We start from the raw sequence: 14,645 nt of genomic DNA on the forward strand, positions 1-14,645 counted from the left end.
GCGTTACTTCGCGTCCGCCAGACGGAAAGGGCCAAAGGTCATTACTCGCGCCCGGGATCGCCGCCGGGCCGGCAAACCGTCATAATTCGCCGCATTCCGCAGCCGTCCATTCAGGCCAGCTGCCGCCCCCACTCCCGTTCCGCCCGGCCCGACCTGCGCCGCCGCGTGACCCTTGCCGTTGCTGTAACTCATGACTAATTCACGCCGCCCGCTGGGCTTCTGGTCCGCCACCGCCCTGGTGGTGGGCAGCATGATCGGCTCAGGCACCTTCCTGTTGCCGGCCACCCTCGCCCCCTATGGCGCCGCCACCCTGATCGGCTGGGGCATCACGCTATGCGGCGCGCTGCTGCTGGCGGTCACTTTCGCCCAGTTGGCCAAACGCTGGCCGCAGACCGGTGGTCCGTATGTGTTCGCGCGCAACGCCTTTGGCGAGTTGCCCGGTTTTCTGGTGGCCTGGAGTTACTGGATTTCGATGTGGTGCGCCATCGCCGCCATTGCCGTGGCGTTCGCTGGCAGCATCGGTGCCATCTTTCCCGCACTCACCGCCACGCCGGTCAGCGCCGCCGCCTGTGGGCTGGTCGCGCTGTGGTTGTGTGCGGGCGTCAACCTGATCGGCGTGCGCGAAGCCGGCCGCCTGCAGTTGCTGACCACCGTGCTCAAAGTGGTGCCGTTGCTGTTGTTCGGGCTGGTGGCGCTGTGGTTCATCGATACCAGCCACTACGTGCCGTTCAACCCCAGCGGCGAATCGTTGGGTAGCGTGGCCGCCGCCACCGTGGCGCTGACGCTGTGGGCGATGATCGGGCTGGAAGCGGCCACCGTTCCAGCGGAATCCGTTGACGATGCGCCGCGCACCATTGCCCGCGCCACCGTGGCGGGCACTGCCATTGCCGGCATCGCCACGGTGCTGGCCTGCACCACCGTGCTCGGCCTGCTGCCGGCCGATGTACTGTCCAATTCCGGCGCGCCGATGGCCGACGCCGCCGCTGCGTTGTGGGGCCCCACTGCTGGCAAACTGCTGGCAGTGGTGATGGCCATTTCCTGCGTGGGCGCGCTGAACGGCTGGACCTTGTTGTCGGCGCAACTGCCGATGGCGGCCGCGCGTGATGGCGTATTGCCGCGCGCATTCGCCCGCATCAACAAGCGCGGCGCACCGGCGTTCGGCGTCATCATCAGCTGCCTGCTGGCCACCGTGCTGGTGATCTGCAACTACAACCGCTCGCTGGTGGACCTGTTCAAGTTCTCGGTGCTGCTGTCCACCGCTGCCACCTTGCTGCCCTATCTGGCCGGCGCAGCGGCGTGGTTGTGGCGCGGTAGCGGTATCCCGTCGCGTATTGCCGCAGCGGGCGCATTGGCTTTCAGCGTGTACGCCATTGGCGGCATTGGCACCGAGGCCTTGCTGTGGGGCGTGGGCCTGATCATCGCCGGCCTGCCGATTTATTTCTGGTTGCGCCGCGCCTGACCTGCCGACGCTGCAACGCCACGCGCCGCATTGAATTCAGTCAACTGAATCCGGGCGGCGTGAACGCGGGCAGCTGAAACAACCGCGCAATGACCACGATGACTGAATGTTCGGCGTGCTATGCAGGCCGTCCATTCGGGAGAAACGTCATGGTCAGCAAGAACACGATCTGCCTGTGGTTCGACGGCACTGCGCTGGAAGCAGCGACCTTCTACGCCGCCACGTTTCCAGACAGCACGGTACAGGCCGAGCACCGCGCGCCCAGCGATTTCCCGTCAGGCAAACAAGGTGACGTATTGACCGTGGAATTCACGGTGATGGGCATCCCCTGCCTGGGTTTGAACGGCGGCCCGGCCTTCAAACACTCCGAGGCGTTCTCGTTCCAGGTCGCGACCGACGATCAAGCCGAAACCGACCGCCTGTGGAATGCCATCGTCGGCAACGGCGGACAGGCAAGCGACTGCGGCTGGTGCAAGGACAAATGGGGGCTGTCGTGGCAGATCACGCCACGCGTGCTGACCGAAGCCTTCAACAGTCCGGATCCCGGCGTGGCCAAGCGCGCCTTTGAAGCGATGATGACCATGAGCAAGATTGATGTCGCCGCAATAGAGGCCGCAGTACGCGGCTAGCTAAATCGTAGGAGCGAGCTTGGTCGCGAAGCGCATGCATCTCCAGCCTCGCGACCAAGATCGCTCCTACAACAGCCGGCTCAGCTCGCCGTCTGCCCTTGCATCGACTCGGTACCGTCATCGCTTTCGGTCACCAACGGGCGCGCCGGAGCCGGCTTGCTCGGGAATGCATGCCGCACGATGCGCCACATCACCTGGCCGAACTGGCGCGGCAATGAACCGGTGTTGTAGTGCTGGCCGTAGCGGGCGCAGATCCCGCGCACCTCCACCGCCATCGCCGCATAGCGATTGGCAGGAATGTCCGGGTAGAAATGGTGCTCGATCTGATGACTGAGGTTGCCGGTCATCACATCCATCCACTTGCCGCCGGTGATGTTCGAGGAACCGCGCAACTGCCGCAGATACCAATGGCCGCGACTTTCGTTGCGGATGCAGTCCTTGGGGAAGGTTTCCGCATCAGCGGTGAAGTGCCCGCAGAAGATCACCACATACGTCCACACGTTGCGGATCATGTTGGCCACGACATTACCCAGCAGCACCGGCAGGAAGAACGGGCCGGCCAGCGCAGGGAACAACACGTAATCCTTCAACACCTGCTTGAGCGCCTTGCGGCGCACCGGCCTGGCCTGCTTCCACAACTGCCGCAGCGTGACCTTGCCGGCGAGCACGCGGCCCACACGCAGATCCTGTATCGCGATGCCCCACTCAAACAGCAGCGCAAAAATCACCGCCACCAGCGGCTGGGTCAGGTAGAACGGCTGCCAGCGTTGCTCGGGGAAAATGCGCAGCAGGCCGTAGCCGATATCGTCATCCAGCCCGCGCACATTGGTGTAGGTGTGGTGGCGGAAGTTGTGGGTCTTGCGCCAGTTCTCCGACGTACCGGCAATATCCCATTCGTAATTTTTACCCTGCAGGCTCGGGTCGCCCATCCAGTCGTACTGGCCGTGGATGACGTTGTGCGCCAGCTCCATGTTTTCCAGAATCTTGGACAACGCCAGCAGCAGCACGCCGGCAATCCACGCCGGCGCCAGCACGCTGTGCACGAACGCACCGAGGAACAGCAAGCCGCGACCTGCAACACCGCACCAACGCACGGCTGCGACGACCTTGCGGATGTAACGCGCGTCGTTCGCCCCCAGCGTGGCCTGATGACGCGCGCGCACGCCATCCAGCTCATCGCCAAAGGCCTGCAGTTGGGCGGGCGACAACGCCCGGTTATGCACGGAAGACATCGGTTACAGCTCCAGGGCGAGATCGGTACTGGCGCTGTTGACGCACAGCTTCAGCAGAGTGGAGGGTTCATCGGCGTACTCGCCGGTCAATGTGTGCCGGGTAATGCCGGAGACCTTGCCGCACACGCAGGTGTTGCAGATGCCCATGCGGCAGCCACTGGCCGGTTGAATGCCTTCGGCTTCCAGCGCCTGCAACAACGCGGTGCCGCGCGGCACCGTCAGCGTGCGGCCGCTGCGCAGCAGTTGAACCTGCACGCTGCCGGCTTCCTGCGCGGGCAGCAGCGGCTGGCTGAAGGCCTCGCTTTGAAAGCTGGCCACCTGCCCCTGCAAACGCTGGCGTGCTGCCTCAACAAAACCGCCGGGGCCACAGGCGAGCACGCGCGCGTTTTTCAATGCAGTGATGTCTGAAAAATCATGCGCATCAACACGCGCGTTCGGTGCATTCGGATCGCGGGTCAACAGCAGCTGCAGGCGGAAATTCGGTTGACGGCTTGCCAGCGCATTCAACTCCTCGACGAAGCAGAGTTCTTCGCGACAACGCGCCCAATACCGCAGCTCCACCGGCGCCAGCATGCCTTGCGCATCCAGCTGCCGCAGCAGCGCCCGCATCGGCGTGATCCCGCTACCGGCGGCCAACAGCAACAGGCATTGCGGCGCATCGGCCGGCAACGTCATCTCGCCGAAGGCCTGACCCAGCGCAAATACCTCGCCAATAGCCGCATCGCGCGCCAGATGATTGCTGATCTTGCCGCCCGCAATCGCCTTGACCGTGATCGCCAAGTGGCCGTTCGGCAGCACCGTCGGGCTGTAGCTGCGGGTCGTCAGACGACCTTCCACTTCCACCCCAAGATTGATGTGCTGGCCCGCCAGCATTCCCTTGAAATGGCGATTTGGCTGTAATTCCAGCGTTACCGCGTCCGAGCTGGCGGCATTGCGCGCAACCAGACGCGCCAACGGCCGCCGCAACGTCCACAGCGGATGCACCCGGGAAGACCAGAAATCGAAGAAGCCCTCGCTCAGCCAAGGAATCGTTGGCGGCGTGGCATTGCGGTAGACGGAGCTCATGGGGACGCACTATACGGGCGAGCATACGACTGTGTATACAGCTGTATATACGCAACACAGGCTATGATTCATCGACCTGACCGCCCGAGCCGTGATGAGCACCCACGACCAGCCCACCGCCGCACCAGACGACCTGCATCCCGCGCGCAAGGCCTCGATCTCGCGTGACGACCTGTTGGCCGCTGCGCTCGCCCTCATCGGTCCCCACCGCAGCGTCTCCACGTTGAGCCTGCGCGAAGTGGCGCGTGAAGCCGGCATCGCGCCCAATTCGTTCTATCGCCAGTTCCGCGACATGGATGAGCTGACCGTCGCGCTGATTGATCTGGCCGGGCGTTCGCTACGCACCATCATCGGCCAGGCACGGCTGCGCGCTGCTGACAGCAATCGCGGCGTGATTCGTTTGTCCGTTGAAACATTCATGGAACAGCTGCGCGCTGACGACCGCCTGATGCATGTGCTGTTGCGCGAAGGCACCGCCGGCTCTGACGCGTTCAAGGAAGCCGTGGACCGCGAGCTGGTGTACTTCGAGGACGAGTTGAAGATGGACCTCGTACGGCTGGCCGCGATAGACGGCGCCACCCTGCACGAGCCGGCGCTGGCCGCCAAGGCCATCACCCGCCTGATCTTCGCGATGGGCGGAATGGCGATGGATCTGCCGGAAGAGCGCGACCCGGAACTGATCGAAGAAATGTCGCAGATGATCCGCATGATCATCACCGGCTCGCGCGCATTGGCACGGCATCCGCAACGCGCGGAATGAGTGTTCAGCCAGCGTCGCAACACCGACGCAGGCTGGGATGAGGTCCCAGCACTCCCGCTTTCAACAAAGCCTTGTACAACGCGAAAACGGCCACCGCCTTCGCAGGGAAATCAGCGCGCCAGACATTCCCGGTATCGACCATCCACCCGGTTGGCAAACCACTCGGTGGTCAGCTCGCGGGTGATCTTGGGGCTGTCCAAGCGAATGCCCGGAATCACCGCGCGCGGCAGCGCATGCCCTGCCCGCGCCTCGGCAATGGCGAACACCTTCCCGTGTAGTTCGCTTTCACTGAAGGCCAGCGTGTCCGCCTGTTCCAACCCGCGGCGAATCGCACGCTCATCCATCGACAACTGTGCGCCTAACGAACGCACCGCCCGCTCGGTCTGCCCCGGTTTATCCAGCGCGGCACCCGGCACCAGCAGGTCGCCGTCCAACGCCAAGGTACTGCCGCTCGCCAGGGCCACCGCGCTCTGGAACGCGGCATTGCGGCTGGCGTACCAACCCGCATTGTAGTCAGCGAAGCGGTGCACCTTGCGCGTGTACGGCGTCTGGTAACCCAGCAAGTGCATCGTGCCGAAGTAAACGCCGCCGCGGCGACTGAACACTTCATCGCGGATGCTGCTCTCCACCGGATACGGATAGCCCTGCGCATGCGCCTGCGCGAACGGAATACCCACCTGCATCGCACCGCCGGTCTGCACCGGATTCTTGCCGGCAAACAGACGCTTGCCCATAGGCACGCGATCGATGATTTCTTCGTACAACCGGCTCAGGTCGCGCTCGGTACGCACGCGTGCGAGCTTGTCGCCGTAACTTCTGCCGTCCGCCGCCTGGATCTTCAAACCAGCATCCACCAAGAGGCCCGGAATACGCATGTCCGAGGCGCGACGTCGAATCTCCCGCCGTGCGATCTGCGGCAAGTCTGCGACCGCAGGATCAGCCTGATAACCCGACTCCTGCTCGATCACCGCCAACACCGCGCAGATGTTCTCGACAGTGGGTTCGATACGTTGCGCAGCGAACGCAGATTCGATATCCGCCGCCCAGCCGTCCCGGTCGGAGGTCTTGGCCGGAATGCGCCGCTCAATGTCCGCCCGCACATCCTGCACCGGCGTAACAGGCGCCTGCGGCACCGTATTGCAGCCGGCCAGCATCATCAGCATCACGATGAACATTGGCCCGCGCAGCGGCTGCACAATGCGTTCCATCTGGTCCAGCCCGCTGTCACTGCCCATATACTTCACGCCCTTCTCCTGAACCACCTGACGTGGCTTGATTGCCTTGAGCGCCACTGCAGAACAGTATTTCGCCCTCGTTGTACCCGCCACTTCGCTGTTGCTTGGCCTGTCACTGGTGGCAGGCTGGAACTCACTGCGTGAGCAACGTTACCTGTTGTGGATGGCCGCAGGCTACATCCTGGTGGGATTACCACTGGCCGCGCAAAGTCTGATGACCAATGCGCAGATGGCGCAGTGGGCAGTGGTCACAGGTGCGTCGTATTGCCTGGGCTCTCTGGGCAGCGCCCAGGGCTTTGCGGCACGCAGCGGCGGCCGCGTGTCCACGGCGGCGGCAATATTCATCATCGCGCTGACCTTGGGCGGCCTGTTCTATTTCTCCCGCATCACCGACCAGCTCGGTGCGCGCGTGATCGTGATCAACGCCGGCATGGCCTTGCTGCTCGCGTTGCCGGTGCCGCACCTGTTGCGCAACGGCCGCCCCGCGCGCGCATTCGAGCGGCTGCTGCTCTATTCCTATCTGGTGCTGGTGGCGTACTCGCTGCTCCGCCCGTTGACGGCATTCACCTTCGCGTTTCAGGCAAACAGTGCCGTGTTGTCGCGCTCCGGGCTTTGGCTGTGGATGCTGGCCATCAACCTGATGCTCAACCTCTGGTTTGTCTTTCTGTTGCTCGGCAGCGTGATTTACGGCTTGATGAGCCGCCTGCGCCACGAACGCAATCACGATCCACTCACCGCCCTGCTCAACCGCCGCGCATTCTTCGAGATCGCCAACAAGCGGCTGAAGAACGAGCGGCGCGCGCGCTGGGCATTGGTGGGCTGCGATGTGGACCACTTCAAACGCATCAACGACACCTGGGGCCACGCCGCCGGCGACCATGTGCTGCGTGAAGTGGGCGCCCTGCTGACCCGCATGGTGCGCCAGAACGACGTGGTTGCCCGCTTCGGCGGCGAGGAGTTTGTGTTGCTGCTTCGCTGCCAGGATCTTGGCACCGCGTTCGATATCACCGAACGCATCCGTGCAACCTTGTCGCGCACGCCCTACTCGCCCATCAAGGAAGCGCTGACTGCCAGTTTCGGAGTGACGATGGTCGAAGGTGCGGAAGATCTTTCCGACGCACTGCAACGCGCGGATATCGCGGTGTACGAGGCCAAGCGCGGCGGGCGCAATCAGGTGATCCGCGCAGGTCCGCAGCCATCACACGCTCGGCCCTGACGCGCCACGCCATTCACACCTCCGCTTCCGGTATGCGCTACGTTTGCCGCGGCACAACTCAAGGAACGCGTGACCATGCCCCAGCCGACCATGCCGTCATCCAACAACACCGGCGCGCACCACACCGAACTGCATATCCGCGATGAACGTCCCGATGACATCGAAGCCATCGACCGGATCACCCAAGCCGCATTCGCAGAACAGCCATATTCCAGCCATACCGAGCAGTTCATCGTCGCCGCGTTACGCAACGCCGGCCAACTGACACTCTCGCTGGTCGCAGTGAAGGGCGACAAAGTAATCGGCCATGTCGCGGTATCGCCGGTGACGCTTTCTTCCGGCGACAACGGCTGGCACGGATTGGGGCCGATTTCGGTAGCGCCTGCGCATCAGCAGCAGGGGGTTGGTTCGGCATTGATGCAGACCGCAATTGCACGCCTGCAAGCAGCGGGAAGCGCGGGCTGCGTGCTATTGGGCGAACCGGCCTACTACGCGCGCTTTGGCTTCAAGGCCAACCCCGCACTGGAGCTACCCGGCGTACCGGCCGAGTACTTCCAGACGCTGTCGTTCAGCGGTGAACCGCCTGTTGCACACGTGCAATACCACGCTGCATTCGACGCGACGGCCTGAGCAGCACACATCGCTGACTTGCCCCGTGATCGCAGGACGCCCGCGTTCACGGCTTTACGCTAGGCTTGTCACCTTTCCCGTACCGGCTCGCCAACCGTGAAGACCGTACACGCAACCCGCTACATCACGCCGCTACGCGAAGGCGGCTCGCTGCCTGCGGTCATCGAGGCCGATGACGACGGCATGTACGTGCTCAAGTTTCGCGGCGCCGGTCAAGGCCCGAAGGCACTGATCGCCGAATTGGTGGTCGGCAAGCTGGCGCAGGCACTTGAACTGCCGATGCCGGACATGGCGCTGGTCGAGCTGGACCGCGAGTTCGCGCGCACCGAGCCCGACCCGGAAATCCAGGACCTGATCCGCGCCAGCGAGGGCACCAATGTCGGCAGCGATTACCTGCCCGGCGCCATCAACTACGATCCCGCCGCGATGCAGCCCGATGCCGAACTGGCCTCGCGCATCGTCTGGTTCGACGCCTTCACCAGCAACGTCGACCGCACCGCACGCAACCCCAACCTGATGGTCTGGCACCGCAAGCTGTACCTGATCGACCACGGCGCTGCGCTGTACTTCCACCACGACTGGGAGAACGCCGGCGAAGCCTGCGGCAAGCCGTTCAAGCTGATCCGCGACCATGTATTACTGCCTTTCGCCAACGCAATTGCCGACGCCGATGCAACACTGGCGCCGATGCTCACCGATGCAGTGATCGATGCCGCAGTAGCCGACATCCCCGAGAGCTGGCTGCAGAATGAGCCTGCGTTCACCGATGCCACCGTCTATCGCCGAGCGTATTCCGACTACCTCAAGCGCCGCCTGCAACTGCGCGAAGCCTTCGTACAGGAGGCCATCCGTGCCCACACTGCACACCTATGATTACGCGATCATCCGCGTTGTACCGCGGGTGGAACGCGAGGAATTCATCAACGTCGGGGTGATCGTCTCCTGCCCTGGCGCGGGCCATCTGCAGGCCGCCATCGAGATCGACACGGCTCGTCTGCAAGCATTCGCGCCTCAGTTGGATATTGAATCGGTGATGCCGTGGCTGGATGCCATCGTCGCCATCTGCGAAGGCCAGGCAAATGCCGGCCCCATTGCACAATTGCCGCCACGCGCCCGCTTCCATTTCCTCACCGCAAAGCGCAGCTCGGTGGTGCAGACCTCGGTGACGCATGTCGGGCGAACGACCAATCCCGCCGGCATCGTCGAGCACCTGCTCGAACGCATGGTGCGCACGCCGCAGTGACCGGAACGTAGGCTGGGATGAAATCCCAGCATCCAGGTTATTCAACACAGTCACCGTAATGCGGAATCATGCTCCGCTCAGGCATTAACGGCAAAGCATCTGCCGAGCATGGCTCGGCATTACGAGGTTTCTTCCTGCAGACATGGTTTTGCGCACTGCGCTGGGATTGCGCTGCGCTTCATCCCAACCTACGGATGAAGCGCAGATTCACTGAACGCTTGCCGCTTCACGTCACTTGCCTCCGGCCAACTCCTTGGCCCGGTCGCGCAGATTGAACTTCTGCACCTTGCCAGTGGCGGTGCGCGGCAGCGGGCCGAATACAAAACTGCGGGGTACTTTGTAACCGGCCATGTGTTGCCGGCAATGCGCCAGCGCAGCTTCATCGCTCAGCTCACCCTGCTCTTTCAGCTCGATGAAGGCGCAAGGCGTTTCGCCCCACTTCGCGTCCGGCCGCGCAACCACCGCTGCGGCCATCACCGCAGGATGCCGGCACAACACATCTTCCACTTCGAGCGAGGAAATGTTCTCGCCACCGGAAATGATCACATCCTTGGAGCGGTCGCGGATTTTGACGTTGCCATCGGCATACACCACCGCCAGATCGCCCGTGTGGAACCAGCCGCCAGCGAAAGCTTCTTCGGTCGCACGCGGGTTCTTCAGATAGCCCTTCATGGTGATGTTGCCGCGGAACATGATTTCGCCAATCGTGGCGCCGTCCCACGGCACCGGCTGCAGGGACTCCGGATCCAGCACCTGCATGTCTTCCTGCAACAGGCAGGCCACACCTTGGCGGCTGTTCAACTCGGCACGGGCATCAATCGGCAGTTCCGCCCACTCCACTCTTGGCTGGCAGATCGAGGCGGGACCGTACACTTCCGTGAGGCCGTAGACGTGGGTGATCTCCACACCCATCCGCTCCATCTCCTCCAGCACCACCGCCGTCGGCGCGGCCCCCGCAACTTGCCCTTTCAGACCACCAAGCCCTTGTTTGCAGGCTTCCGGCGCGGCAGCCAACGCTGCATGCACCACCGGCGCACCGCAGTAATGGCTGACGCCGTGCTCACGCATCAGGTCCAGCACTTCCTTCGGATCAAAGCGACGTAAACAAACCTGAGTACCGGCCACTGCCGCCATCGTCCACGGAAAACACCAACCGTTGCAGTGGAACATCGGCAGCGTCCATAGATACACCGGATGCTGCGGCATGCCCCAATCGATGATGTTTGCCACCGCATTCAAATAAGCGCCGCGATGGTGATACACCACGCCCTTCGGGTCGCCTGTCGTGCCCGACGTGTAGTTCAGCGCGATGGCATTCCATTCGTCAGCAGGCAGCGTGAACTCGAAATCGGGATTGCCGGTATCCAGCAACGCTTCGTATTCGATCTCACCCAGCAACTCGCCCTGCACAACGGCAGCATCATCCACATCGATCACCCGCGGCGGGTTTTTGCACAGGGCCAAAGCACGTTGCATTACGGGGGAAAATTCGCGATCGGTGAACACGACCTTGGCTTCACCGTGGTCCAGCATGAAAGCCAGAGTTTCCGCATCCAGACGGGTATTGAGCGTATTGAGCACCGCGCCCAGCATCGCTGGACCGTAGTGCAATTCAATCATTGCCGGGATGTTGGGCAACATGGCGGCAACGGTGTCGCCCTCCACGATGCCCATGCCACGCAGCGCCGACGCCAGTCGTCGGCAGCGTTCGTACACCTGCGCCCAGTTCAAGCGGCGTTGACCGTGGATCACCGCCAGTCGCTGCGGATGCACGGCTGCCGCTTTGCGCAGCAGACCCAGCGGCGACAACGGCGTGTAGTTGGCCTGATTTCGGCTCAGATTCTGGTACATGGTCTTGCCCTCACTCAATCCCAAATATGCCGGAGAGGGTCGTGCACCACGAGTCATTCTGTCGCTGCGACCTTAGTCGCAGGACTGAGCGCAGCGTTGGGAATTGTCTGGAGCAATCACTATTCGTCGCTGAATCGGTGAAGCAGAAGCGCCCTCACCCCAACCCCTCTCCCGCATGCGGGAGAGGGACTCGGTACTTTGCGACCTACTGTATTGCGACTCCCCGTGCGACCAACCCCTCTCCCGCACGCGGGAGAGGGGCTGGGGTGAGGGCGCTCTCCAAAAAAAAAACGCCGGCATTGCCGGCGTTTTCTCTTTTCTACCGCAGCAGCAATCAGGCGTCGGGCGTTGCCGGGGCCTGCGTTGCATCCTGCGTGATCACTTCGGACTCATCCTCAACATCGTCACCAGAATCCAGCGAGGCATCCAGGCGCTCAACGGCCTGCAGCTTCTCGCCCTTGGACAGACGAATCAGGGTGACGCCCTGCGTGTTGCGGCCGACGCGCGAGATTTCCGAACCGCGGGTACGCACCAGCGTGCCGCCGTCGGAGATCAACATCACTTCGTCCTCGTTGCTCACCAGCACCGCGCTGACCAGCTTGCCGTTGCGCTCGCTGGTCTGGATGCCGATCACACCCTGCGTGCCACGACCCTTGCGCGGGTAATCGGCCAGCGGGGTGCGCTTGCCGTAGCCGTTCTCGGTCGCGGTGAGGATGTACTGGGCACCTGCGTCGTCGGCGCCGTTGTCGGCGATTTCGCCGCCTTCGGTCACCACTTCCTCGACGACATTACCCTCTTCTTCACTCTCGTCCTCAACGCCACCGGCGCTTTCGGCCACGATCAGGCTGACAACTTCCTCGCCCTTTGCCATCTTGATGCCGCGCACGCCGGTCGCGGTGCGGCCCATCGAGCGGACCTTGTCTTCACCGAAGCGCACGGTCTTGCCGTTGGACGCGAACAGCAGTACATCGCGCTCACCATCGGTGAGGCCAACGCCAACCAGCGCATCGCCTTCGTCGAGGTTGATGGCGATCTTGCCACGCGCCAGACGGAACGCGAACTCGCTCAGCGGCGTCTTCTTGACCGTACCGTTGCGGGTGGCAAAGAACACGAAGTGGCTGTCGTCGTACTCACGCACCGGCAGCACAGCCTGCACGCGCTCGCCATTTTCCAGCGCGATCCAGTTGATGATCGGACGACCACGCGCATTGGAGCCGGCTTCCGGCAGCTGATGCACCGGCAGCCAGAACACCTTGCCCGAGCTGGTGAAGGTCAACAGCGTGTCGTGCGTGTTGACCAGCCACAGCTGTTCGATCGAATCCTCGTCCTTGGTCGCCGCCGCACTGCGGCCACGACCACCGCGACGCTGCGCACGATACGCACTGGCCGGCTGACGCTTGACGTAGCCGGCACGCGACAGCGTGACCACCACGTCTTCCGGTGCGATCAGGTCGAGGATGTCGAGATCTTCTTCGCTGTGACGGATTTCGGTACGGCGCGGATCGCCGAATTCCGAACGCACGTTCTCCAGCTCTTCGCGGATGACCTGCAGCAGCACGTCCGGGTTTTCCAGAATGCGGATCAGGCCGGCGATGACTTCCAGCAGTACCTTGTATTCCTCGGTCAGCCTGTCCTGCTCCAGCCCGGTGAGGCGGTGCAGGCGCATTTCGAGGATCTGCGTCGCCTGGACGTCGCTGAGCTGGTAGTTGCCGCTGACCAGGCCGATGTTCTTGGGCAGGTCTTCCGGGCGCGATGCTTCCGCCCCCGAGGCCGCCAGCAACGAACCCACCAGGCCCGGTGCCCACACCTTGGCAAGCATGCGCTCCTTGGCTTCGGCGGGGTTGGCCGACGTTTTGATCAGTTCGATCATCTCGTCGATGTTGGCCAACGCAACGGTCAGGCCTTCCAATACGTGCGCACGCGCACGCGCCTTGCGCAGTTCAAAGATGGTGCGGCGGGTGACCACTTCACGGCGATGGCGGAGGAACGCCTCCAGCATCTCCTTGAGGTTCATCAACTTCGGGCGGCCATCGATCAGCGCCACCATGTTGATGCCGAACACCGACTCCATCTGGGTCTGCTGGTACAGGTTGTTGAGCACAACCTCGGCCGACTCGCCACGCTTGATTTCGATGTAGATGCGCATGCCGTCCTTGTCGGACTCATCGCGCAGCTCGCTGATGCCTTCGAGCTTCTTTTCCTTGACCAGCTCGGCGATCTTCTCGATCAACCGCGCCTTGTTCACCTGGTACGGAATCTCGGTGACGATGATCGATTCGCGGCCGTTGTCGGCCACTTCGATATCCGCCTTGGAACGGATGCGCACACGGCCACGGCCGGTGCGATAACCGGCGATGATGCCGGCCGTGCCGTTGATGATGCCGGCAGTCGGGAAATCCGGGCCCGGAATGAATTCCATCAAGCCATCCACGTCCATCGACGGATCGTCGATCAGCGCGATGCAGGCATTGATGGCTTCGGTGAGGTTGTGCGGCGGAATGTTGGTCGCCATGCCCACCGCGATACCGGCCGAACCGTTGACCAGCAGGTTCGGGAACCGGGTCGGCATGACCGTCGGCTCCATTTCCTTTTCGTCATAGTTGGGCTGGAAATTGACGGTTTCCTTGTCAAGATCGGCCATCAGCTCATGCGCGAGCCGCGACATGCGCGCCTCGGTGTAACGCATCGCTGCGGCGGAGTCACCATCGACCGAACCGAAGTTACCCTGGCCGTCCACCAGCATGTAACGCAACGAGAACGGCTGCGCCAAACGCACCAGCGTGTCGTAGACCGACTGATCGCCATGCGGGTGGTACTTACCGATGACGTCACCGACGATACGTGCCGACTTGTAGTACGGCTTGTTGCTGTGCGCACCCAGCTCGCTCATGGCGAACAGGACACGGCGATGGACTGGCTTGAGGCCATCGCGAGCATCGGGGAGTGCGCGCCCCACGATCACGCTCATGGCGTAATCGAGGTAGCTCTTGCGCATCTCGTCTTCCAGGTTGACCTGGATGATTTCCTTGGCGTTTTCTGCCATTCGGGTTCCGTTGTCTGGTAGCGATCCAGCCCGACGAAGGTGCCTGCTTGGCCACCTCTGTCGGAATCGAGAATCAACCGATGGACTCTACCACAAATGGGCATTTTTCGCCGCATATTGCGGGACTTTTACCGGAATAAATCAGGAACTTAGGTCCTTGACGGCGACCTTGGCCGGGTTTCTTCCCAGCTGAAGCGAGGCGCCGCCCGGCGTTGCCGGATCGAAGCCGCAGAGCGGCGCCATGTTCCGCCTCGGAATTATCGGCAGAGCCTCCGCCGAGCA

The 14,645-nt window shown here is 62.9% G+C and carries 12 protein-coding genes; 7 read left to right on the top strand and 5 right to left on the bottom strand.

Annotated elements, in window-relative coordinates:
* The first annotated feature begins 190 nt into the window (after positions 1-190).
* A complete protein-coding gene (locus ACREP4_RS00595; RefSeq protein ID WP_431594276.1) occupies positions 191-1,459 on the top strand; it encodes an amino acid permease in 1,269 nt (422 codons plus the stop codon).
* 149 nt (positions 1,460-1,608) lie between these two features.
* Positions 1,609-2,088, top strand: coding sequence for a VOC family protein (locus ACREP4_RS00600; protein ID WP_431594277.1), 480 nt, complete (start codon positions 1,609-1,611; stop codon positions 2,086-2,088).
* An 80-nt stretch (positions 2,089-2,168) separates the two neighbouring features.
* Here ACREP4_RS00600 and ACREP4_RS00605 read toward each other — a convergent pair whose 3' ends face one another.
* Positions 2,169-3,320 (bottom strand): fatty acid desaturase family protein, encoded by a 1,152-nt coding sequence (locus ACREP4_RS00605; RefSeq protein WP_431594278.1) that lies wholly within the window; start codon positions 3,318-3,320, stop codon positions 2,169-2,171.
* Positions 3,321-3,323: 3 nt separating this feature from the next.
* Positions 3,324-4,385, bottom strand: a complete 1,062-nt coding sequence (locus tag ACREP4_RS00610; protein ID WP_431594279.1) for a ferredoxin reductase — start codon at positions 4,383-4,385, stop codon at positions 3,324-3,326.
* Between the two features lie 94 nt (positions 4,386-4,479).
* Here ACREP4_RS00610 and fabR point away from each other — a divergent pair, with 94 nt between their 5' ends.
* Positions 4,480-5,145, top strand: a complete 666-nt coding sequence (gene fabR, locus ACREP4_RS00615) for an HTH-type transcriptional repressor FabR (protein WP_431594280.1) — start codon at positions 4,480-4,482, stop codon at positions 5,143-5,145.
* Between the two features lie 110 nt (positions 5,146-5,255).
* On the opposite strand, the gene ACREP4_RS00620 is transcribed toward fabR, so the two are convergent.
* The gene (locus ACREP4_RS00620) at positions 5,256-6,344 is read right to left on the bottom strand and encodes a DUF1615 domain-containing protein (RefSeq protein WP_431594756.1); all 1,089 of its coding nucleotides are present in this window, start codon (positions 6,342-6,344) and stop codon (positions 5,256-5,258) included.
* An 82-nt stretch (positions 6,345-6,426) separates the two neighbouring features.
* On the opposite strand from ACREP4_RS00620, the gene ACREP4_RS00625 reads away from it, so the two are divergent.
* The 4 genes from ACREP4_RS00625 to ACREP4_RS00640 all read left to right on the top strand — a co-directional run bounded on the left by ACREP4_RS00625 (position 6,427) and on the right by ACREP4_RS00640 (position 9,469).
* Positions 6,427-7,596: a diguanylate cyclase domain-containing protein gene (locus ACREP4_RS00625; protein WP_431594281.1), complete on the top strand. Its 1,170-nt coding sequence runs from the start codon at positions 6,427-6,429 to the stop codon at positions 7,594-7,596.
* Positions 7,597-7,671: 75 nt separating this feature from the next.
* Positions 7,672-8,226, top strand: a complete 555-nt coding sequence (locus ACREP4_RS00630; protein ID WP_431594282.1) for a GNAT family N-acetyltransferase — start codon at positions 7,672-7,674, stop codon at positions 8,224-8,226.
* A gap of 96 nt (positions 8,227-8,322) precedes the next feature.
* Positions 8,323-9,099, top strand: a complete 777-nt coding sequence (locus ACREP4_RS00635) for a HipA family kinase (RefSeq protein ID WP_431594283.1) — start codon at positions 8,323-8,325, stop codon at positions 9,097-9,099.
* Positions 9,077-9,469: a DUF3037 domain-containing protein gene (locus ACREP4_RS00640; RefSeq protein WP_431594284.1), complete on the top strand. Its 393-nt coding sequence runs from the start codon at positions 9,077-9,079 to the stop codon at positions 9,467-9,469. Before ACREP4_RS00635 ends, ACREP4_RS00640 begins: the two co-directional genes overlap by 23 nt.
* Before the next feature lie 231 nt (positions 9,470-9,700).
* On the opposite strand, the gene ACREP4_RS00645 is transcribed toward ACREP4_RS00640, so the two are convergent.
* Together ACREP4_RS00645 and gyrA are read right to left on the bottom strand one after the other, a co-directional pair.
* The gene (locus ACREP4_RS00645; RefSeq protein ID WP_431594285.1) at positions 9,701-11,320 is read right to left on the bottom strand and encodes an acyl-CoA synthetase; all 1,620 of its coding nucleotides are present in this window, start codon (positions 11,318-11,320) and stop codon (positions 9,701-9,703) included.
* Between the two features lie 334 nt (positions 11,321-11,654).
* The gene (gene gyrA / locus ACREP4_RS00650) at positions 11,655-14,363 is read right to left on the bottom strand and encodes a DNA gyrase subunit A (protein WP_431594286.1); all 2,709 of its coding nucleotides are present in this window, start codon (positions 14,361-14,363) and stop codon (positions 11,655-11,657) included.
* Positions 14,364-14,645 lie beyond the last annotated feature (282 nt).

It is taken from the genome of Stenotrophomonas sp. (assembly GCF_050737575.1).
In the GTDB taxonomy this organism is placed as follows: domain Bacteria; phylum Pseudomonadota; class Gammaproteobacteria; order Xanthomonadales; family Xanthomonadaceae; genus Stenotrophomonas.